This is a genomic window from Arthrobacter sp. 01L42, from assembly GCF_056400005.1.
Window position 1 is genome coordinate 42,692 of sequence record NZ_JBFTSL010000026.1, and the last position, 20,405, is coordinate 63,096.

Here is a 20,405-nt window from a genome sequence, read left to right on the forward strand (position 1 = left end):
AAGCGACCATGAGTACCTTCGGCGCCCTGAACACCGCCTACCGTGGCTTGACCGCCGCCCAGCAGGGCATGAACGTGGCCGGGCAGAACATTGCCAACGCCGCCACCGAGGGTTACACCCGGCAGCGCGTCCAACAGTCTTCGATCGCGGCTCCTGCGCAGGGCCTGTTCGGTTCGGGCCGCCCCGAGGCCGGGAACGGCGTCTCCGTGGACGGCATCGCACGCTTGGGCAGCAGCTTCCTTGACGGAAGCGTCCGCTCGACGGCGGCCGAGTCCGGCTACGCCAGCGCCCGGTCCTCGGCGCTCCAAGGGATCGAGGGCATCCTTCAGGAACCCGGCGAAAACGGCATCTCCACCGCGCTCCAGGGCTTCTGGTCGGCCTGGCAAGGCGCCGCCAACCACCCCAACGACTCCGCCGCCAAGGGACTGGTCCTGCAGGCCGGCAACGACCTCGCCAGCAAGGTCTCCTCTTCCTACCGCTCCCTTGAGGGCCAGTGGAGCAGCGTCCGCGGCCAGGCCCAGGGCGCCGTGGACGCCGTCAATGCCGCCGCCACGCAGGTGGCCGCCTTCAACACCAGCATCCGCTCGACCCTCGCCGCGGGAGGATCGGCCAACGAGCTGATCGACGCGCGGGCCAAGCTCACCGAGACCATCTCCCGGCTGACCGGCGGCACCGTCAGGGAACAGGCCGACGGCACCGTGGATGTCCACGTCGGCGGAAACGCCCTCGTGATGGGCAGCTCCGTCCGGGCACTCGCCCTCTCCGGAAGCCAGACTGCGGACAAGCTCGGCACAGCCGTGCAGCTTGAGTGGGCGGACCGGCCGGGTGCGGCAATTGCCGTCGCCGACGGGGAAATCGCCGGCGCGTTGTCCGTCCTGGCGCCTGCCGCGAACGGCGGCGCCATCGACTCGGCCGCACAGTCACTGAACAAGTTCGCCGGCGACCTGCGGGACGCGGTCAACGCCCTTCACTTCGGCGGACGGACCTCTGACGGCTCATCCTCCGGCAACTTCTTCAACCCTGCCGCCGCAGGCCCCGCCGCGCTCGCTCTCGCTGTTGTGCCCAAGGCCGCCGCAGAGATCGCGGTCGGCGTGGCGGGTGCGGGGAACCTGGACGGCAGCCTCGCCGACAAGATTTCACAGCTTGGCACCGGGCCGGGGTCTCCGGACAGCGCCTGGGCAAACATCGTCACCGGGATCGGAGTGCAGTCACGCGGCGCCCAGCAGCATGAAGCGTTGAGCTCGGCAGCGGAAATCTCCGCGCAGTCCAACCGCTCCTCCCAGGCGTCCGTCAGCCTGGACGAAGAAAACGTCAGCCTGCTCACCAACCAGCACGCTTACCAGGCCGCGGCCCGCGTCATGACGGCTGTGGACGAAGCCCTGGACGTCCTGATCAACCGCACCGGACTGGTAGGAAGGTAGACATGCTGAACCGGGTAACCAACCTGACCATGAGCGCAGCCGCCCAGCGGACCCTGCAGGCCCAGCAGTCCAAGCTGGCCCAGCTGCAGGAAAAGGCCACCACCCTGGACAAGATTTCGCGCCCGTCCGACGATCCTGCCGCCACGGCGCAGGCTCTCGATACGCGCGCGCGGCTCGCCGCCAACGCCCAGTACGGCAGGAACATCGACGACGGCGCCAGCTGGCTCAACGCGGCCGACTCCGCCCTCAGCCAGGCCACCAACGTCATGAACCGCATCCTCGACCTCACGGTCCAGGCCGGCAACGGCGCGCTCAATCAGGCGGGCAAGGACGCGATCGCCGTCGAGCTCGAAGGGCTGAACAAGGATCTGCTCTCAACCGCCAACAGCAAGCACCTTGGCCGGAACATTTTTGCTGGAAGTTCGGACGCGGCCACGGCCTTCAGCCCAGCCATCCCGGCCGACCCGAGCATCCCAGGAGACACCGGAACTCCCCCGGTCTTCAACGGCGTCGCCGGCGGCTCAGTGGAACGGCGCATCAGTGCCGACAGAACCGTCCGGGTCGACGCCGACGGCGCCGCGATCTTCGGCAGCGGCTCCGGCTCCGTCTTCGACGCCGTCACCAAGACCATCGAGTCACTGCGCAAGGGCGAGGATGCCACTGTGAACCTCACCAACCTGCAGGCATCTTTCAAGAACATCGTCAGCGGGCGTGCTGAAATAGGAACACGGCAGGTGCAGCTGGAACGCGCCGGCAACGTCAACACCGAACTGGAGGCCACCTTGGATGCACAGAAGATGGGCATTGAAAAGGCAGATCTCGGCAGCGTCATCATGGACCTGAAGCTTCAGGAAACCAACTACCAGGTGGCCCTCGCGGCGACGGCCCGGGTGCTTCAGCCCACCCTGATGGACTTCCTGCGGTGAGCACCCCGGTCATGGACACTCCGGTCGCCAGCCTGCCCCTCACATTCACCGCACCCATGCCTGGCTTCGAGGAGCTGCACGATTTCGCGCTGCGGAGCGTCGAGGGCGCGGCCGGACTGTACGCCCTGGAGGCCGGTTCCAGCCCGGTGCGGCTATTCCTGGCCGATGCGGCCGTGTTTGCACCGAGCTACTCTCCGCCGATCCCGGCAGCCTCGCTGGAGGCCCTCGAACTCGACGGGCGGGACGCCGCCCAGGTACTGGTCGTGGTGAACCACTCGCCCGGTTCCACGACCGTCAACCTCATGGCCCCGATCGTTCTGAACCGTGCCACCGGGCGCTGCACGCAGCTGGTGCTGGACGGCCGGGACTTCCCGCTCCGGGCCGAGCTCGGCTCGCTCTAGCCGACCCGCCCGGCAAGGCGCGCAGCCCTGCCTTGCGACCGGCTCCACCAGCTTCACCAGAAATGGGCCACGTCCACCACGAGCCGGGACCCGGTGCCCGGCCCGGGCAGGGCCAGGACCCGGAACGGCAGCCGGGCGCGGACCCCCAGGCCAATGGTCGAATAGCCTTCGAAGCTGCCCGCCCACGCCACCTGCCGGAAGGTCTGGTACCCAGCCACGTCAGCCAATTCATTCTTGTTCGGCGGGTTGTAGGTGGGATTGCCGGCGTCGTCATATGCGGGAGCATTGACCGTGAGCTGAATGAAGGCCTGGCCCCGCAACGGGACCGGCAGGCCAGACCCGTCCTGCACCACCGCGGGTACGTAGCGGACGCTGTAGCCTGCCACGGGGCCGTTGAGGTCAATGACCAGCCGGTCAAAGCAGTAGTGCTGACCGGTGCGGACGTTCACCACCTTGGCCTGGCTCATGGCCGGATCCATTTTGCTCAGCGACCCCCAGGCCAGTCCGCAGTACGGGTCTGCGGCGGCCGGCGCCGGCGCAAGAATCCCGAGCGCGGCGGCCATCAGAACAGCCGCGAGCAACGCGTTGACCTTTTTCAACTGGATCTTCTTCAACTGGATCTTCTTCAACCCGGCCACCCCCTGGTGTTGCCTGGGCCTTGGGCTGGCGGAACAGTCAGCGCAGGTCAGACGCTTCCAGACTAGGCTGCCCCGACCCGGCGGGCGAGGTCGTCCACAGTTTCGGCGCCCAACCGTTAGCGTGGCCCGTTGCTGGTCACGGACGGATTTCACGGACACAACTCGTGAAGATCGTTCACGAACAGATAACACCGCCAGCAGCAGGCCTGGCCGGGAACGGCGAAGCGCCGGCACCCTCGCGGGTCCGGCGCTTCGTACGGCCTGTCTGTTGCCGGAAGGTTTTAGCCTTCGCAGTCGCGGCAGTACTTCATGCCGTTCTTCTCAAGGGCCACCTGGGACCTGTGACGGACCAGGAAGCAGGAGGAGCAGGTGAATTCATCGGACTGCTCCGGAACAACAATGACCGTCAGCTCTTCGCCGGACAGATCCGCACCGGGAAGATCAATGCCTTCAGCGGTGTCGTTCTCATCGACGTCGATCACAGCGGTCTGCGCGCCGCCGCCGCGGGACGCCTGAAGGGCCTCCAGCGACTCAGCGGGAGATTCTTCTTCTGTCTTGCGTGGGGCGTCGTAATCGGTAGCCATATCGGGGTTCACTTTCGTTGCTGCGCAGCGCCATTTCAGGCACCTCAGTGAAGCAGTTTAGGACATTATGCATGGAGTAGAGCAATAGTGTGGCCTATCAGACAGAATGAGTCGGACGGGCCCTGGAAACCCGGGCAGCGGCCCCCGGCCGGGGCCCCTCCGCGCGGCGGCCGGGCAGTGCAGGTGCGGCATTTCAGTCGACCGGCCAGACCACGAGCGTCTGCCACTTCGCTGGATCGGGTTCGACGCCGGGATCGGTAAGGTAGTACTCCCACATTGCTGCTCCCGGGCTCGCGCCGTCCTGCCGCATCCGCGCCATGATCGCGCCGTAAGTACGCTGCAGTGATTCGTAGGGACCGATGTGCATCGCCTCGTAGGCCTGGCCGGCGGGGAGGGTGCCGGCGACAACCGCCGTGTCCGCGCCACTGGGGTTCGTGAAAGGCGCGGCGAGGGGGAACCCCGCTTCGACGTCGACGACGTCGGTCGGCATGCCGCGGTACAGCGCGAACGGGGGTCCGGCCAACTGGACATGCTGCTCCTGCACCGCACCCATGACGGCGGCGAAGGCACGGCCGAAAAAATCCCGCAACGCATTCATCGGGACTGTCTCATGCACCACCGCCGTGGGCTGTTCCTTGAGTTGGGCGGCCCTGATGTCCGGGGCCGGCCCCGGGTTCGTTTGAGTCATACCCCAGACTCTGCCGGGACTAATCCACGGTCTAGGGCCTTACGGCCCGCAGGGGAGGTCCGCCGTGGTCCAGTAGCGGTCCGGCTGCCGGCCCGGGGACGGCGCGGGTTCCACCCCGAATAAATAAATGAACTTTATTCATATTAGGTCTTGCCCCATGCGGCCATCACCCTCAAACTAAATGAACAACGTTCATTAATGTGACGCCCGTCTCACTGGAGTAGCCATGATCGAAATCACGTCCCTCGACACCCCGCCCTCCCTCGCCCGCACGCTGCCCTCCGGCCGGCCGGCACTGCGGATCGGCGTCGTGCAGCACCGTTGGCATCCTGACGCCGCGGCCCTGCACGCCGAACTGGACGAAGGCATCGGGCGCGCCGCCCGGCTGGGAGCCGCCGTCGTCTTCCTCCCCGAGCTCACGCTGTCCCGCTACCCCGCGGACACGCTTCCCGAAAATGACGCCGCCCGCGGCGGGACCACGCGCCCGCGGCCCTCGGACAGTGCCGAGGACCTGTTCACCGGCCCCACGTTCCGGTTCGCGGCGGACGCGGCCCGGAGGCACGGCATCTGCGTCCACGCTTCGCTGTACCAGAAGGCGGAGAACCCGGACGGCACAGACGACGGACTGGGCCTGAACACCGCCATCCTGGTGTCCCCAGGGGGCGAACTCCTGGCCCGCACCCACAAGCTCCACATTCCCGTCACGGCAGGCTACTACGAGGACAAATTCTTCCGCCAGGGCCCGGACGGCGACGATGCCTACGAGGTCCACTCCCCCGCCGAACTCGGCGGCGCACGGTTGGGCATGCCCACCTGCTGGGACGAGTGGTTCCCGGAGCTGGCGCGGATCTACTCCCTCGGCGGCGCGGAACTCCTGGTCTACCCCACAGCCATCGGCTCCGAGCCCGACCACCCCGACTTCGACACCCAGCCGTTGTGGCAGCAGGTCATCGTCGGCAACGGCATCGCCAACGGGCTGTTCATGGTGGTCCCCAACCGCTGGGGCAGCGAAGGCACGCTGAACTTCTACGGTTCCTCCTTCATCTCCGATCCCTATGGCCGGATCCTTGCCCAGGCACCGCGGGACGAATCCGCGGTGCTCGTCGCGGACCTCGACCTCGACCAGCGCCGGGACTGGCTCACGCTTTTCCCCTTCCTGGCCACCCGACGCCCGGACACGTACGGGCGGCTGACCGAGCCGGTACGCCCCGACGCCCCGCTCGGCGCCGACACCAGCAAGGCCACCGCATGAGCGCGTGGCGGATGCCGTCCGAAACGGCGCCCCAGGACCGTGTCTGGATGGCGTTCCCCACCGGCGGCTACACCCTGGGCGAAACAGCGGCAGAAGCCCACGCCGCCCGCTCCGTCTGGGCCGCCGTCGCGAACGCCGTCGTGGAATTCGAACCGGTCACCATGCTGGTGGCGCCGGCGGATGTGCAGACCGCGGCGGACTACCTCCACCCGGATATCGAGGTGGTCCCCGCCGCGCTGAACGACGCCTGGATGCGGGACATCGGCCCCACGTTCGTCCTCGACGACGGCGGCCGGCTCGGCGCTGTCGACTGGGTCTTCAACGGCTGGGGCGGCCAGGACTGGGCCGCCTGGGACAAGGACGCGCTCGTGGCGTCGGCCGTCGCGGCCCGCTCGGGGGCCAACCACCTTGTCTCGCCGCTGGTGAACGAGGGCGGTGGCATCCACGTCGACGGCGAAGGCACCGTCCTCGTCACCGAGACGGTCCAGCTCGATCCGGGCCGCAATCCCGGGCTCAGCAAGGCCGACGTCGAAGCCGAGCTGGGCCGGACCCTGGGCGTAAGCCACGTCGTCTGGCTTCCCCGCGGCCTGACCCGGGATTCGGAACGGTTCGGCACGCGCGGCCACGTCGACATCGTTGCGGCCATCCCGTCCCCGGGCACCGTGCTGGTCCATTCCCAACAGAACCCGGCACACCCCGACTTCGAAGTCTGCCGGGCCATCATCAGCCACCTCGCCACCACCCGGGACGCGGCCGGCCGCGAATGGAACATCATCGAGGTCCCCGCCCCGGAAACCCTGACGGATGAGGAGGGGTTCGTCGACTACAGCTACATCAACCACCTGGTGGTCAACGGCGGCGTCATCGCCTGCACCTTCGGCGACCCGATGGACGAAAAAGCCTTGCGCATCCTTGGCGACGCCTACCCCGGCCGCAGGGTAGTCGGCATCGACGCCCGCGAGCTCTTCGCCCGCGGCGGCGGCATCCACTGCATCACCCAACAGCAACCATCCGTCCCCCAGAAAAAAGGTCAGCAATGAGTCAGACTATCGGCCGCGAAGACGGCACCATCACGCACGACGTCGTCGATCCGGCCGGTTCCAAGCACGGCATCTCGGGCAAGGGGCTCAAGGGCGGCCAGCTGGGCCTGCTCGCCGTCGTCGTCCTCGGCATCTCCTCCGTGGCACCCGCCTACAGCCTGACCAGTTCGCTGGGACCCGCCGTCGGCGCCGTGGGCCTGCAGCTGCCGGCGATCTTCATTGTCGCGTTCATCCCGATGATCCTGGTGGCGTTCGCCTACCGTGAGCTCAACGCCGATTCACCGGACAGCGGCACCACCTTCACGTGGGCCACCAAGGCGTTCGGCCCGTTCGTCGGCTGGCTGGGCGGCTGGGGTCTGCTGGCCGCCAACATCATCGTCCTGTCCAACCTGGCCGGCGTCGCGGTGGACTTCTTCTACCTCTTCCTGGCCCAGGTGTTCAACAACCCGGACCTCGCGGACCTGACCTCCAACACGGCCGTAAACATCATGACGTGCCTGGTGTTCGTGGCACTGGCCGTCTGGGTCAGCTACCGCGGCCTGCACGCCACCAAGCTGGTGCAGTACACCATGGTCGGATTCCAGGTCCTCGTCCTGGGCATCTTCGTCGTCATGGCACTCACCCATGCCGCCTCGGGCGACTCGGGCACCGCAATCGCCTTCAGCTGGGACTGGTTCAACCCGATGAAGATCGGCAGCTTCGAGCAGTTCGCCGCCGGCATGTCACTGGCCGTCTTCGTCTACTGGGGCTGGGACGTCTGCCTCACCGTCAACGAGGAAACCAAGGGCGGCAAGGGTACCGCCGGCCGGGCAGGAACCACGACGGCGGTCGCCGTCCTGGCCCTTTACCTCGTCGCGATCGTGGCCACCATGATGGTTGCCGGCACCGGAACCGACGGCATCGGCCTGAACAACCCCGACAACCAGTCGAATATCTTTGCGGCACTGGCTTCCCCAGTCATGGGTCCGCTGGCCATCCTGATGTCCCTGGCCGTTCTCTCCGGCACCGCGTCGTCCCTGCAGTCCACCATGGCCTCTCCCGCACGCAGCCTGCTGGCGATGGGCCACTACGGGGCACTGCCGCCGCGCTTCGCATCCGTCAGCAAGCGGTTCGGGTCCCCCGGTTTCGCAACGGTGATTGCCGGTGTGATCTCCGGCGGCTTCTACGCCGTCATGAAGGTAGTCAGCGAGAACGTCCTCAATGACACCATCATGGCCCTGGGCCTGATGATCTGCTTCTACTACGGCCTCACGGCCTTCGCCTGCACCTGGTACTTCCGGCACAGCCTGTTCTCCAGCGTCCGCAACTTCTTCATGCGGCTGCTGTTCCCGGTCCTGGGCGGCCTGGTCCTCACCGTGGTCTTCTTCCAGACCGCCGTGGACAGCTGGGCACCGGAATTCGGCAGCGGCTCGGAGGTCTTCGGCGTGGGCCTGGTGTTCATTCTGGGGATCGGCATCCTCGCCCTCGGCGTCGTGATCATGCTGGTCGCCGCGAAACTGCATCCGGGCTTCTTCCGGGGCGAGACCATCCGGAAGGACACCCCCGCCCTGGTGGTTCCGGAGTAGCCTCCCAGCAACGACCCGCCGGCCCGAATGAGCTCGGAGCCGGCGGGTTTTTGCGTGCGTCCGTCGCCCGCGTAGCTGCCAGACATGTTGAGGAACACCTCCCCGTGCTAGATTCACGCTGTCTGCATTTCCGCGGGCTCTAGCGCAGCCTGTTCCGGGCGCGGCAATTTGGGGGAAATTTTTATGCTGCTATTCGACCGCGTCCGGCCTCTATCAATTCCGTTGTTCCTTGGTGTGGTCATGATGCTTTCCCTGACACCGCTTGCCCCCGCATCCGCCGCGCCGGATACGACGACGGCGGTCAGTGCAGCGTCCGCCGCGCCGTTGACGACGGCCCCCGTGCCGACGGTCAAGGGCACAACAAAGGTCGGCTACACCCTGACCGCGGTCCCGGGCATCTGGGGTCCGGCACCCGTCACTCTGACGTATCAGTGGAAGGCGAACGGCGTCGTCATCATTGGCGCGACCGCCGCCGCCTACAAACTGGCCGCGGCGCAGGCCGGCAAGGCCCTTACCGTCACCGTCACCGGAACCAAGACCGGCTACACCACCGCCGCGAAGACCTCGACCCCCACCGCAGCCATCGCCGCCGGCTCGCTCGGGCCGGCCCCGGTGCCGACGATCACCGGAATGACAAAAGCCGGCTACACTCTGACCGCAGTCCCGGGCACGTGGGGTCCGGCTCCCGTCATCCTGAAGTACCAGTGGAAGGCGAACGGCGTCGTCATCATTGGCGCGACCGCCGCCACCTACAAACTGGCCGCGGCGCAGGCCGGCAAGGCCCTCACCGTCACCGTCACCGGAACCAAGACCGGCTACACCACCGCCGTGAAGACCTCGGCCGGCACAGCGGCAGTCACGCCCGCAGGACCCGGCGTCGACGTGTCCTGGCCGCAGTGCGGCAAACCGCTGCCCAAGGGCCAGAGCTTCGCGATCATTGGTGTGAACAACGGCCTGGCGAACAACACCAACTCGTGCCTGGCCACCCAGCTGTCCTGGGCCGCCACGTCCACCGGCGGGACCGGGCAGCCTCTCGTGGCCCTGTACGTAAATACCGGGAACCCCGGGACGGCCGGCTCCTGGTGGCCCACCAGCAACACCTATGCCGGGAAGACCGTGGCCAACCCGTACGGCACGTGCACCAAGGGCTCGGTCGGTTCGGCGTGCTCCTATATGTACGGTTACGCCAAGGCCTACGACGACGCCATCATCCGCGGGGTCAAGAACCCGGCCTCCTACACCTGGTGGTTGGACGTCGAGACCGAAAACTCCTGGTCAACGAACAAGGCCGCCAACAGAGCTGATCTGGAGGGCATGGCCGCCTACTTTGCCAGCATCGGCGCCAAAACCGGGCTCTACTCGACCGGCTACCAATGGGCACAGATCATCGGCACGGTGCCCTCGACAAGCAACCTTTACGCCCAGCGAAGCTGGCTCGCCGGCGGGAGCTCCTTCCAAAACGCCAGCAGCATGTGTTCGGCAGCGCCGCTGACAGGCGGCGGGAAAGTCACCATGGCCCAGTACATCTCGGGCGGCTTCGACTACAACAAGTCCTGCATCTGAGTTCCAGCCTCCGGCCAGCCCGGATTCAGTAGTCCGGATAGAGCTCCTCGGACGCTGTAACTGGATTGAGGGGCTCGGCAATCAATGCGGGGTCACCGAGTGCCGCTTCCGCGAGCGCTTCGCACGTCGAGAAGCGGACATCGCCTCGTTCCAGCGCAGTTTCGATCACGGTCCGCAGCGCCTCCAGCCGTCCTGCCCGCCCAGTGAGGAACGGGTGGCAAGTGAGTATGAAAAGAGCACTATGACGTCGCATTGCGTCGATCTCATGAATCCACATGTCCGCCACGACAAGTGGCGACTGGATGATTTCACCGATCTTGGGTTCCGGAAGGAAGGCATACTGCTCCCAGTCATCCAGACTCCAATGTGGGGGGAGCTCCGCAACTGTGCCTGCGGGGGTTTCGATGAGATAGGGGACGTCCGCGTCCATCAGGCTGGAATCGTATTTCAGCCCGTATTCAGCCACCAACGACGGTGTCTGCCACGAGGGCTCCCACAGTGCGGCGCGATGCCCCTTTGGAGAAATGCCGAAACGCCCGAGTGCAGCTAGCGCCAGATCGAAGTCGGCGCGTTCGTCGTCGAAACTCATGTTCACCGCGGTGCGGTGAGTGTGTGAGTGGTGCGCGATCTCATGACCCGATTCCAGGACCTGTTCCACCATGCGGGGATACCGCTCCGCGGTTACTCCTGGAATGAAGAATGTCGCCGGCTGCTGCACATCCTTCAACATCTGGAGAATCCGGGGAACACCCACCTTGGGTCCGAACGCCTGGTGGGTCATCGCCATCGCATTGTCGGCGTAGCGCCGGCCGGCGGCCAGGACGGGGGACTCGGCGTCGACGTCGAAGGTCAATGCGGCAACGCAGGCCGCCCCCTGCCTCCAGCCGCTTTTATCGAATGTCATGTTCGTCCCTCTTCGAAGAAATGGGTTGGAAGAAATGAGTCAGAAGAAAGGGGTCAGAAGTCATGGGTGGAGAGCCAGTCGGCATAGTCGCCGAGGGCCCGATGCAGCGGCCAGACCGATTCGTAGCCGAGATCCGCGGCTGCGGAAGCGATGCTGAAGTGGCCCTGCAGATCCAAGGTTGGATCCGTCCCGGGCCCGATCTCCACGGAGGCGTCCGGGAATGCGATTCGAACTTCTTTGACGACGTCGCTGAGTGTCCAGTACTCGCTGCCGGAGATGTTGTAGGCCAGGGGCCTGGCCCGGGCCGTTTCTGGTGCCTGGACTGCCGCCAGGACGGCAAGAGCGACGTCGCGGACGTAGACAAGGTTGTAGCGGTGGTCGGCCCCGTGGTCCTGTGAGAATGAACCGTCGCGGACTACGCCGCGCATAATGTCCCGCATGACTTCATCCATGCGGTTTCCGGGTCCGTAAACCTGGCCGATGCGCAGGGAGATGACGTCGATTCCATACCTGTCGCCGTAGACCCGTCCGAGCCATTCCCCGGTAACCTTCGTCACGGCGTAAGGCGTCGTCGGATTTACTGGCTCCGATTCGAGAACCACCGGTGCTGAGGTCTTTCCGTACACGCACTCGGAAGAGAAGTTGATGATCCGTTTGACGCCGTGGAGTCGTGCCGCCTCGAAAACCGCCACCGTTCCCTCGACGTTGGCAGCAAACGTAGCCAGGGGAAAGCTCAGGGAATAGGTCGGGTGGGATATGGCGGCGGTATGGACGATGGTGTCGACGTCGTGCTCCTTGAATACTTCGAGGAGACGGGGGATATCGAACAGTTCGCCCTGGACGGAAACGACGTCGGGGCGTGGCGCCTCGATGAAGTCCCGGTTGTAGCTGACTGTTTGATGGCCGGCGTCGGCGAGTTCGTTGACGATGTGGCGTCCGGTGAATCCGGCACCACCTGTGACCAGAACAGAGCTCATGTGATGTTGCCTTTCACTAGGTGCGTTGGATGTGGGATTCAATGTCCGAGTGGGAACGTCGTGGTCCGACCACCATCGACAACAAGGTTTGTTCCCGTGACATACGAGGATTCAGGACCCAACAGCCACAGCGCCGCGGCTGCAATCTCCTCGGGCAGGGCGAACCGGCCAAGCGGCACGGACACTTCGTCCCGGGCGCGTTCTTCTTCGTTCGCGAACTCGGCCGCAAGCATCGGGGTATCTGTCGTGCCCGGCGACAGTGCGTTGACCCGGACGCCGGCCGGTGCGAGTTCGGCGGCCAGTGACCGCATCATCGACAGCACGCCGCCCTTGGTCGCGGTGTATGCGGTGTAGCCTGCCTGGCCGACGAGTGACAGCTCGCTGGCAGTGCAGACCAGCGATCCACCGCCGTTGGCCGAGAGCGTCCGCGCCGCTGCCCGGGCGAAGTGGAAAGTGCCGGTCAAGTTCACCCGGATCAGTCTCTGCCACAACTCGTCGGATGTTTCGGCGATGGGCGCAACACTGGAGATTCCTGCGGCGTTGAAGGCCCCGCTCAGGGGCCCGAGTTCTGCTTCCGCCCGGGCGAAGGCGCCATCGACCTGTTGGGACTCAGATACGTCGGCTTCGATGAAGATCACAGCGCCCGAGACTTGGCTTTTTGCGTCTTCAAGCAGACGGTCCGGGAGACCGACCGCTGCAACCTTTGCCCCTTGCGCCAGAAGGGCCCGGGTGGTCGCGAGACCGATGCCGGAGCTGGCTCCGGTGACAAGGTAGGCCTTGTCCTGAAAATGGCTCATGTCTCCTCTTCCCCGTTGGATGTGGAAAGGCGGGCAGCATGCCCCCGGTCACGATTCGGGGGCATACGCCGGATTTGCCGGTTTAACCTTGATGGCTGATTTAGCCAACGAGCGCACGAGTGTGGTCGTTAAGGAACATGCCGCGGGGGTCGAACTCCCGGCGTATCTGGATGAAGGTGTCAAGCTCCGGGTAGAGACGCTCCAACCGGCTCCTCGTCATGAAATGGATCTTTCCCCAGTGCGCGCGGGGCTCGAATTCCTGCAGCACCGCATCCGCATCCCGGAAGAAGGGCCAGTAGTCGGTCCCGGGTTCGGTGGTCAGGGTGATAACGGTGGTGTCGCGTCCTTGGAACTGGGACATGTAGCCTTCGTCGGCTTTCACCCAGCGGACCTCAACGGGGTACTTCTGGTCGGAATGCTTGGTGCGGATCAGCTCCTGGACAGCCTGGACGGCCGCCAGGCCGTGTTCGCTGGGAACGAAGTACTCCAGTTCATGGAACGGTGTGGTGAATCCGCCCGGGTAGATGCGGTACGACCGGTCCAGCCGGGCACCTTCCGTGCGGGAAATTTCACGCTCGTCCTGGACCTGGGCGACGTTGTACCGCTTGGTGTAGCTGCGGTTTGCCATGCTCTGGCCCGGCGAACCGGGCAGGTCCAGGAGCTCACAGGAATCGTTGTCCGGGCACCAGAGGAACGAGTAGTGCCGGTTCCCGTCGATGTCGGCCTGCCAGGTTGCCGCGGTCTCCGCCCACGTGGGATAGGTAATCTCCTCCTGCAGGTAATAGCGGTCCTCGACCGCCAGTTCGACCTCCAGGAAGATTCCGAGCGTCCCCAAGGCGACCTGGGCGGCCCTGAGTTCGCGGAGTTGCCCTTCGCCGATTTCGACGATTTCGCCGTAACCGTTGATCAGCCGGACCCAGCGCAGTGCCGATGAGAAGCTGCCCAGGTTCTTTCCGGAGCCGTGGGTGCTGGTCGCGAGTGCCCCGGCGATCTGCTGCTTGTCGATGTCGCCCTGGTTGCCCAGTGCCAGCCCCTGCTCCCACAGCGGATCGCCAAAGGCGTTGATGGTGGTGCCGGCCAGGGCCCTCGCACGGCGCCCCATGAGGTCGGTTCCGGTGATGGCCGAGAGTGCGGACATGTCCATCAGGACTCCGCCCGTCTGGACAAGCGGTGAGGACGAATGCCCTGAGCCGACTGCACGTACGGGGAGGCCTTCGCGGATGGCGAACCGGACGGCGTCGAGCGCCTCCTGTTCGTTCCGCGGCCGGACGGTGAAGGCCGGCGTGGCGCTCTGGTTGCCGCCCCAGTTGGTCCAGGTTACGTCTGTCCCGAACGGAGCGGACGGGGTTGCGGCGCGCGCCGACGACGCGGAGTGATTCGTGGTGGTCATTGCTGGGCTCCGATGCTGGTCTAAACGCTCATGCGCCGTGGTTGATCATGACGTGCTTGGTCCGGGAGTAATCGTCCAAGGCATACAGCGAGAGGTCGCGTCCGTAGCCGGATCCCTTGAATCCGCCCCACGGAACCTCGCAGGCCAACACCAGGTGTGAATTGACCCAGACGGTGCCGAAATCGAGCTGCTTCGGAATGCGGAGCGAGAGGCTCGAATCCCGGGTCCATACCGAGGCGGAAAGCCCGTAGGGACTCTCGTTGGCCCGGGTGATGGCCTCTTCAGTGGAGCTGAAGGACTCGACGGTGACCACTGGGCCAAAGATTTCGTGGGTAGCAATATGCGCCCCGGCCGGGACGTTGCTGATTACGGTGGGTTCAATGAAGTAGCCGGGGCCTTCCAACGCCGAGCCTCCGATGGCCACCTGAAGGCCCGCAGCTTTTGCCTCGGCAAGCGCTTCCTTCACGCGTTCGAAGTGCGGGCGCGAAATCATGGGACCGATTTCCACATCTTCCCCTGCGCCCGGAGCGCCGACGACGAGCGTGCTGACTTCGCGTACCAGGTGTTCGGTGAACTCCTCGGCCACGGACTCGTGCACGAGCACACGGCAGGCGGCGCCGCAGTCCTGGCCGGCATTCCAGAAGCCGGCGTTTCGCACGCCGGCGGCGGCCGCGCGGAGGTCGGCGTCGGGGAAGACAACGACCGGGGCCTTGCCGCCGAGTTCCAGATGGACGCGCTTGACGGACCTGGCCGCGGTCTCCGCCACTGCCTGTCCGCTGACGACGCTTCCCGTCAGCGCAACGAGGGCGACATCAGGGTGTTCGGAGAGTCGCTGCCCAACGGTTCGGCCCTTTCCCGTCACGACGTTGAGGATGCCGTCGGGGATGCGTCCGGCGACAAGTTCTGCCAGCTTCAGCGTCGAGAGCGGTGTCTGTTCCGAGGGTTTGAGGACGATGCTGTTTCCGGCGGCGAGGATGGGCGCGATCTTCCAGGCAGCCATCAGCAGCGGGTAGTTCCAAGGGGTGATGACGCCGACGACGCCGACGGGTTCCCTGAGGATGACCGAGGTGTGTCCGGTGGCGTAGTCGCCGCCTGCCATGGAGGTCAGTGTGCGGGAAGCCCCGGCCATGAACCGGAAGGTGTCGATGGTGCTGGAGACATCGTCCTCCGCGACGGTTCGCGGTTTGCCGGTGTTGGCGGACTCGATGATTTCGAAGGCTTCACGGTTGGCTTCAATGATGTTGGCGATCAGGGAGAGCACCTCGGAGCGTTCCTTCGGTGTCGTGGTGCCCCAGGACTTCTGGGCCGCCACGGCTGCTTCAACCGCAACGTCCACATCCGCGGCCGTGCCGGCAGGAACCGATGCGATGACCTGTTCCGTGGTGGGGTCGACGACGTCGATCAGCCGGGTCGCGGAACCGGAAACAAACGTTCCGCCGATGAAGTGCCCCGCCGGAGGCAGGAAGCTGGCGCAGCTTTGCTCCTCTGAGGAACGTCGGACTGTGAACTGCTCGAGGTCAGTGAGTGTCATGATATTTCGCCTTTGTTTTCTGCGCCGATCGCGGCGCCGGGAGTTTGGTGTGGGGGTGGGCGGTATGTGCCCGGGGTGCGCGGTGTGCCGGAGCGGGCGTTACGCCCGCGGCGCCTCAATCAGGTCACCTGCGAATGCGGGCGACTGAAAGGGGGCGGCTTCCGGCGTTTTCCGGAACATGCGTGCCGCGAAGTAGTACAGGGGTGCAACAACCACCAGGCCGACAATCCAGGAGAGGTCCACGCCGTTCATCGCTGCGGCAGCGGGGCCCGTGAACATCGCTGTCGCCGAGAACGGAACCTGGATCAGTGCGCCGGCAACATAGGCTCCGATCGCCACCCAGTTGAACCTTCCGTACACTCCGCCGTCGCGCTTGAAGAAGTCTTCAACCCGGTAGTCGCCGTGCCGCAGGAGGTAGTAATCGACCAGGTTGATGGCCGTCCAGGGAACCAGGACGTACATCAGGAAGGAGAGGAAGTTCGTGTAGAAGAAGATGAAATTGTCACGGGCGAACAGCGCGATCATCAGGGCTAGAGTGAAGAGGAGGATTGACGCAATGGTCCGGGTCTTGGCGTGGGGCAACCAGGCCGGCCTGAACGTCTGCCCAATGGTGAGGGTGCACAGGACCCCGCAGTAGAGGTTCATGGCGTTCGACGCCGCAACGCCGAGGCAGAAGATTCCGATGATCACCATGGTCCACGGCCCGAGCAGGGCTCCCAGGCTCCCTACTATTTCGACGCTGCTGCCATCGCTGATCAGCGCCAGTGCGAGCGTTCCCACCAGGGCACCCAGGACCATCGGGAAGAGTGTTCCCAAGACGCAGCCTGAGTAGGACGCCCAGAACGCCGGGGCCGAGCCGGTGCCCTGAGGCATGTAGCGGGAGTAGTCCGAGACGTAGGGAGCGTAGGCGAGCTGCCAGAGGGCGGAGACGGAGATAGTGGCCATGAAGCCGACCCAGTTGAAGTTTCCCTGGTCCAGGAAGCTGGCCGGCAATCCGTGGACGGCCAGGATCCAGACGAAGGCCAGCACCAGCGCCAGACCGGCCACGATGCTCAAGATGCGTGCATAGGCGTGGATGAGCCGGTAGCCGAAGATGGTGGCCACGACGCTCACGACGCCAATGACAATGATGCCTGCATCGACGCTGATGCCCGGGGTGACTGCGGCCAGCGCTTGGCCGCCAAAGACGAGGTTCGCCGCAAAGAACCCGATGTACATGACCACCACGATGACCACGATCAGCAGTGCCCCGTACGAACCGAACTGGCCGCGGGTCTGAATCATCTGCGCCACGCCCAGCTGCGGGCCCTGGGCCGAATGCAGTGCCATGAAGATGCCACCGACAACGTTCCCAATGATGATTCCGACGATTGCCGGCACAAAGCTGAGCCCGAACACCGTCGTCGCGAGTCCCCCGGTCACGATGGTCATGATCATGATGTTGGAACCGAACCAGATGGTGAAGAGGTCCCGGGCCTTGCCATGGCGTTCGTGGGCCGGGATGGGTTGAATGGTCTTGTCCTCGAGCCGGGGTACTTCGGCTGTGACGGCGTGAGTGGGTCGAGCGTTCATGATGCGTTCCGGGAGTTCATGGGAACCTCTTTGTTCTGTCCCGGCACTTCGTCGAGCACGGGATCTGATGTATCAATCATTCGTGACTTTTGTCACAGTGGTAATCCGGCGATTGAATAGTTGCCGTAGACCTGTTCATACATATGTATAAATCAGGCGCGAGAGCCCAGCAGTTGTGGTCAGACGGTGGCCGCTTGCAGCTCCTCAGTGACGTTGGCGGTGGCCTTGCTGCGGTTCACCATCAGGGCGAGGAGGTCGAAGACCAGCGTCGCCGCGGCGACTGTGGTGATGTCTGCATGGTCGTAGGCCGGAGCGACCTCGACGACGTCGGCGCCCACGATGTTGATGCCGTTCAATCCGCGGAGCAGCGCCAGCAGTTCGCGGGAGTGGAGCCCGCCCATTTCCGGAGTGCCGGTGCCCGGGGCGTAGGCCGGGTCCAGGACGTCGATGTCGATGGAGACATAGACCGGGGTGTCGCCCAGCCGGTCCTTGACGCGCTGGATCGCGGCCGGAACCCCGATGACGTCCAGGTCCGAGCAGCGGATGATCTGAAAGCCGAACTCGTGGTCGCGAAGGAAATCGTTGCGGTCATAAACCGGGCCGCGGATGCCGACGTGCATCGATTTGTCCTCGACCAGAAGGCCTTCCTCGAAGGCCCGGCGGAAGATGGTTCCGTGCGTGACCGGCTGGTCGAAATAGGTGTCCCAGGTATCCAGGTGTGCGTCGAAGTGGAGCAGGGCGACGGGGCCGTGGACCTTGTTCAAGGCCCGCAGCATCGGGAGCGCGATGGTGTGGTCGCCGCCGATGGAGATGAGCCTCTTGCCGGAGCCGGCGTCGCCAAGGAGCGGGAGGGCCTGTTCCTCGATCTCGCGGACTGCGCGGGCGATGTCGTAGGGGGTACAGGCGATGTCGCCGGCGTCCACAACCTGGGCTTCGTATACCGGCTCAACGTCGAGCTCAGGGTGGTAGCCGGGGCGCAGGAGCCGCGACGCTTCACGGACAGCGGCCGGACCGAAGCGGGCGCCGGGGCGGTAGGAGGTACCGCCGTCGAACGGGACACCGACGATCGCAATGTCGTAGTCCGGGACCCGGTCAATCTGAGGAAGCCGGGCAAAGGTGCCCAGGCCCGCGTAGCGGGGAACTTTTGTTGCGTCGACGGGGCCGATTGGCTTGTGCGTGGTCATGACTGGGTTCCTCCGGTTGCTGTGGTTTCAGTCGGCCTGGCAATTTCTTCCTGCGCCGGTCGAGGTCTATGCCTTAACTATTAGTGATCGGCGTCACGCGGTACATCCGCCGATTGACTACAAAGAGCCGAGAGGCTTATACATATGTATAAGCGGCCTGGGGGCGGCCCCCGGACTCATGAACAGGAACCGCGCATGGCGATCACCGTGGCCGAACTGCTTGCCGAACCCCAGCTGGGACTGAGCCTTCTGGCGGGCTCCGCCGGTCTGGGCAACCGGGTCACCTGGGCCCACACCTCCGACCTGCCGCGCCTGTGGGAATGGGTCACCGGCGGCGAGCTCATGATGACTAACGGGCTCTCCATTCCGGCCGATCCCGAGGGGCAGGTTGAGCTTGCCGAGGCACTGGTGAACGCAGGTGCCAGTGCACTGGCGATCGGCGAGCAGATGCACGCCCCTGAACTCTGTCCCGAGTTCCTCGAAGCCTGTGACCGCTTGCCGTTGCCGGTCATCAGCATCCCCTACCCGCTACCGTTCATCGCCATCGCACGTTCGGTCGCTGAGTCTTCGTTGCTCGAAGAGTCCCGCAGGCTGCGCCAGACGGCCCGTATTTATGACCTGCTGCGGCTGGCGGGGCCATCTGAGGACAACTGGCTGGGACTGATCCTGGGTATCGAAGCCGAACTCGATGCCAGCCTCTTCGTCATTGATCGACGCTGCCTGCACGCCTGGCATCCCGGAGGCCAGCCGCTGCCACCGGGCCTCAAGCAGCAACTTGAACCGCTGACCAGCAAGTCACCGGTGGCCAGCAAGAAGTTCCAGTGGCATCGGTTGGGGGAAGGCCACCTTCTGATGATGGATATCCCGACTCACGCCAACGCGCTTCTGGTGGTGCTGCCGAAATCCGAACCGCTCCCGGACGCGGTAGTGCTGCTCCATGCGGCCACAGTCCTGGGACTCGAGCTGTCGCGGACGGTGCTGTCTCTCGAGAACCAGCGCCGGCTGGGTGCGGAGTTCCTTTTGCAGGCCTTTGACGGGCGCCTGGGCATAGCCGACATTGAAAGCCGACTGCCTGAGTTCGGGATTTCGTCACGGGAATTCCTCATCATCTCTATGTCCAGCGACGACGGTGAGCGCCTGGCAGGGATCCACGTTGATCTCTGGCGACACGGCTACCCGACGGCGTGCCAGCGCAGATTCGACACAATCCATTTGGCTGTCGCAGCAGACTGCACCGATGATCTGCTGCGACACACGGTCCCCCTGGACGTCAGGATCGGGATCAGCCGGCCGTCCGCGGCCGCTGGTGTGCAGAGAGCTCTTCAGGAATCGATGTGGGCACTTGGGACGGCGTCAAGCACCGGCGAGCGGTTGGTCCGCTATGCCGAGGGACCCTCGTGGCTCGGGCTCACCAGCTTTGAGGAAGGCCACGCCCTGGTCCAGCGGCTCCTCGGACCCATTTTCGAGTATGAACAGCGGGAAAACGGGGACCTCATCGTCACGCTCAAGACGTTCCTCGACACGCAACGGTCCTGGCAGAAAACGGCGGCCGCCCTGTTCGCGCATCGGCAGACCATCATCTATCGAATCCGAAAGATCAGCGAGCTGACGGGCCTCGATATGACCGAAACCTCCACTCTGGCGCAACTGTGGTTTGCCCTGCAGATCCATGAAGCCATGGACCTCCACGACAATCCGCGGCGCCTGCCGTCGGCTGAGGTCAGCACTCCACGACGTTGACGGCGAGGCCGCCCATTGCGGTTTCCTTGTATTTGGAGCTCATGTCCTTGCCGGTTTCGCGCATGGTCACGATGACTTCGTCCAGGGAGACCCGGTGCGTGCCGTCGCCCCAGAGCGCCATTTTGGCGGCGTTGATGGCCTTGGCGGCGGCGATCGCGTTGCGTTCGATGCACGGGACCTGCACGAGCCCGCCGATCGGATCGCAGGTCAGGCCCAGGTTGTGTTCCATCGC

At 65.0% G+C, this 20,405-nt stretch carries 19 protein-coding genes; 8 read left to right on the forward strand and 11 right to left on the reverse strand.

Annotation, left to right across the window (positions count from 1 at the left end; translation table 11 throughout):
• Positions 1-8 precede the first annotated feature (8 nt).
• From flgK to AC1DN2_RS19250, 3 genes are read left to right on the forward strand one after another with little or no spacing between them, the layout of a single operon-like run.
• On the forward strand, positions 9-1,421 hold the full coding sequence (gene flgK, locus AC1DN2_RS19240) for a flagellar hook-associated protein FlgK (protein ID WP_476851552.1): 1,413 nt from the start codon (positions 9-11) through the stop codon (positions 1,419-1,421).
• A gap of 2 nt (positions 1,422-1,423) precedes the next feature.
• Positions 1,424-2,347 (forward strand): flagellar hook-associated protein FlgL, encoded by a 924-nt coding sequence (gene flgL / locus AC1DN2_RS19245; RefSeq protein ID WP_459383898.1) that lies wholly within the window; start codon positions 1,424-1,426, stop codon positions 2,345-2,347.
• Positions 2,344-2,748 carry a flagellar assembly protein FliW gene (locus AC1DN2_RS19250; protein ID WP_223914333.1) on the forward strand — a complete coding sequence of 135 codons (405 nt, stop codon included), beginning with the start codon at positions 2,344-2,346 and terminating at the stop codon, positions 2,746-2,748. The genes flgL and AC1DN2_RS19250 overlap by 4 nt, the downstream gene beginning before the upstream one ends.
• Positions 2,749-2,801: 53 nt before the next feature.
• Here the strand turns inward: AC1DN2_RS19250 and AC1DN2_RS19255 are convergent, their stop codons facing one another.
• The 3 genes from AC1DN2_RS19255 to AC1DN2_RS19265 all read right to left on the reverse strand — a co-directional run bounded on the left by AC1DN2_RS19255 (position 2,802) and on the right by AC1DN2_RS19265 (position 4,658).
• Positions 2,802-3,347 carry an AMIN-like domain-containing (lipo)protein gene (locus AC1DN2_RS19255; RefSeq protein WP_476851565.1) on the reverse strand — a complete coding sequence of 182 codons (546 nt, stop codon included), beginning with the start codon at positions 3,345-3,347 and terminating at the stop codon, positions 2,802-2,804.
• 320 nt (positions 3,348-3,667) lie between these two features.
• Positions 3,668-3,970, reverse strand: coding sequence for a DUF4193 domain-containing protein (locus AC1DN2_RS19260; protein WP_018775830.1), 303 nt, complete (start codon positions 3,968-3,970; stop codon positions 3,668-3,670).
• A 193-nt stretch (positions 3,971-4,163) separates the two neighbouring features.
• A complete protein-coding gene (locus AC1DN2_RS19265) occupies positions 4,164-4,658 on the reverse strand; it encodes a GyrI-like domain-containing protein (protein ID WP_290370286.1) in 495 nt (164 codons plus the stop codon).
• A 226-nt stretch (positions 4,659-4,884) separates the two neighbouring features.
• On the opposite strand from AC1DN2_RS19265, the gene AC1DN2_RS19270 reads away from it, so the two are divergent.
• The 4 genes from AC1DN2_RS19270 (at position 4,885) to AC1DN2_RS19285 (ending at position 10,078) form a co-directional block, all read left to right on the forward strand.
• Positions 4,885-5,910 carry a nitrilase-related carbon-nitrogen hydrolase gene (locus tag AC1DN2_RS19270; RefSeq protein ID WP_476851553.1) on the forward strand — a complete coding sequence of 342 codons (1,026 nt, stop codon included), beginning with the start codon at positions 4,885-4,887 and terminating at the stop codon, positions 5,908-5,910.
• Positions 5,907-6,950: an agmatine deiminase family protein gene (locus tag AC1DN2_RS19275; RefSeq protein WP_476851554.1), complete on the forward strand. Its 1,044-nt coding sequence runs from the start codon at positions 5,907-5,909 to the stop codon at positions 6,948-6,950. The genes AC1DN2_RS19270 and AC1DN2_RS19275 overlap by 4 nt, the downstream gene beginning before the upstream one ends.
• A complete protein-coding gene (locus AC1DN2_RS19280) occupies positions 6,947-8,515 on the forward strand; it encodes an APC family permease (protein WP_476851555.1) in 1,569 nt (522 codons plus the stop codon). The genes AC1DN2_RS19275 and AC1DN2_RS19280 overlap by 4 nt, the downstream gene beginning before the upstream one ends.
• 240 nt (positions 8,516-8,755) lie before the next feature.
• On the forward strand, positions 8,756-10,078 hold the full coding sequence (locus AC1DN2_RS19285; protein ID WP_476851556.1) for a hypothetical protein: 1,323 nt from the start codon (positions 8,756-8,758) through the stop codon (positions 10,076-10,078).
• Between the two features lie 25 nt (positions 10,079-10,103).
• Here AC1DN2_RS19285 and AC1DN2_RS19290 read toward each other — a convergent pair whose 3' ends face one another.
• The 7 genes from AC1DN2_RS19290 to speB all read right to left on the reverse strand — a co-directional run bounded on the left by AC1DN2_RS19290 (position 10,104) and on the right by speB (position 18,433).
• Complete coding sequence (locus AC1DN2_RS19290; protein WP_476851557.1) at positions 10,104-10,982, reverse strand: polysaccharide deacetylase family protein; 879 nt, start codon at positions 10,980-10,982, stop codon at positions 10,104-10,106.
• A gap of 53 nt (positions 10,983-11,035) precedes the next feature.
• A complete protein-coding gene (locus tag AC1DN2_RS19295) occupies positions 11,036-11,959 on the reverse strand; it encodes an NAD-dependent epimerase/dehydratase family protein (RefSeq protein ID WP_476851558.1) in 924 nt (307 codons plus the stop codon).
• A gap of 38 nt (positions 11,960-11,997) precedes the next feature.
• Positions 11,998-12,756, reverse strand: a complete 759-nt coding sequence (locus tag AC1DN2_RS19300) for an SDR family NAD(P)-dependent oxidoreductase (protein ID WP_476851559.1) — start codon at positions 12,754-12,756, stop codon at positions 11,998-12,000.
• A 100-nt stretch (positions 12,757-12,856) separates the two neighbouring features.
• A complete protein-coding gene (locus tag AC1DN2_RS19305) occupies positions 12,857-14,146 on the reverse strand; it encodes a D-arabinono-1,4-lactone oxidase (protein ID WP_476851560.1) in 1,290 nt (429 codons plus the stop codon).
• 28 nt (positions 14,147-14,174) lie between these two features.
• Positions 14,175-15,677 (reverse strand): aminobutyraldehyde dehydrogenase, encoded by a 1,503-nt coding sequence (locus AC1DN2_RS19310; protein WP_476851561.1) that lies wholly within the window; start codon positions 15,675-15,677, stop codon positions 14,175-14,177.
• 99 nt (positions 15,678-15,776) lie between these two features.
• Positions 15,777-17,249 carry a purine-cytosine permease family protein gene (locus AC1DN2_RS19315; RefSeq protein WP_476851562.1) on the reverse strand — a complete coding sequence of 491 codons (1,473 nt, stop codon included), beginning with the start codon at positions 17,247-17,249 and terminating at the stop codon, positions 15,777-15,779.
• A gap of 179 nt (positions 17,250-17,428) precedes the next feature.
• Entirely contained in the window at positions 17,429-18,433 is a 1,005-nt protein-coding gene (gene speB / locus AC1DN2_RS19320; RefSeq protein WP_223914344.1) for an agmatinase, read from the reverse strand.
• 195 nt (positions 18,434-18,628) lie between these two features.
• Between speB and AC1DN2_RS19325 the strand changes: the two genes are divergently transcribed.
• Positions 18,629-20,173 carry a PucR family transcriptional regulator gene (locus tag AC1DN2_RS19325; protein WP_476851563.1) on the forward strand — a complete coding sequence of 515 codons (1,545 nt, stop codon included), beginning with the start codon at positions 18,629-18,631 and terminating at the stop codon, positions 20,171-20,173.
• Here the strand turns inward: AC1DN2_RS19325 and AC1DN2_RS19330 are convergent.
• Positions 20,154-20,405: L-serine ammonia-lyase, iron-sulfur-dependent, subunit alpha (locus AC1DN2_RS19330; RefSeq protein ID WP_476851260.1), on the reverse strand; the 252-nt coding region annotated here is incomplete at its 5' end. The two genes, AC1DN2_RS19325 and AC1DN2_RS19330, sit on opposite strands and share 20 nt — an antisense overlap.

Coding starts and splice junctions, on each gene's coding strand:
- flgK (WP_476851552.1), top strand. CDS start 9: ATGAGTACCTTCGGCGCCCTGAACACCGCCTACCGTGGCTTGACCGCC.
- flgL (WP_459383898.1), top strand. CDS start 1,424: ATGCTGAACCGGGTAACCAACCTGACCATGAGCGCAGCCGCCCAGCGG.
- AC1DN2_RS19260 (WP_018775830.1), bottom strand. CDS start 3,970: ATGGCTACCGATTACGACGCCCCACGCAAGACAGAAGAAGAATCTCCC.
- AC1DN2_RS19265 (WP_290370286.1), bottom strand. CDS start 4,658: ATGACTCAAACGAACCCGGGGCCGGCCCCGGACATCAGGGCCGCCCAA.
- AC1DN2_RS19270 (WP_476851553.1), top strand. CDS start 4,885: ATGATCGAAATCACGTCCCTCGACACCCCGCCCTCCCTCGCCCGCACG.
- AC1DN2_RS19275 (WP_476851554.1), top strand. CDS start 5,907: ATGAGCGCGTGGCGGATGCCGTCCGAAACGGCGCCCCAGGACCGTGTC.
- AC1DN2_RS19280 (WP_476851555.1), top strand. CDS start 6,947: ATGAGTCAGACTATCGGCCGCGAAGACGGCACCATCACGCACGACGTC.
- AC1DN2_RS19285 (WP_476851556.1), top strand. CDS start 8,756: ATGATGCTTTCCCTGACACCGCTTGCCCCCGCATCCGCCGCGCCGGAT.
- AC1DN2_RS19290 (WP_476851557.1), bottom strand. CDS start 10,982: ATGACATTCGATAAAAGCGGCTGGAGGCAGGGGGCGGCCTGCGTTGCC.
- AC1DN2_RS19295 (WP_476851558.1), bottom strand. CDS start 11,959: ATGAGCTCTGTTCTGGTCACAGGTGGTGCCGGATTCACCGGACGCCAC.
- AC1DN2_RS19300 (WP_476851559.1), bottom strand. CDS start 12,756: ATGAGCCATTTTCAGGACAAGGCCTACCTTGTCACCGGAGCCAGCTCC.
- AC1DN2_RS19305 (WP_476851560.1), bottom strand. CDS start 14,146: ATGACCACCACGAATCACTCCGCGTCGTCGGCGCGCGCCGCAACCCCG.
- AC1DN2_RS19310 (WP_476851561.1), bottom strand. CDS start 15,677: ATGACACTCACTGACCTCGAGCAGTTCACAGTCCGACGTTCCTCAGAG.
- AC1DN2_RS19315 (WP_476851562.1), bottom strand. CDS start 17,249: ATGAACGCTCGACCCACTCACGCCGTCACAGCCGAAGTACCCCGGCTC.
- speB (WP_223914344.1), bottom strand. CDS start 18,433: ATGACCACGCACAAGCCAATCGGCCCCGTCGACGCAACAAAAGTTCCC.
- AC1DN2_RS19325 (WP_476851563.1), top strand. CDS start 18,629: ATGGCGATCACCGTGGCCGAACTGCTTGCCGAACCCCAGCTGGGACTG.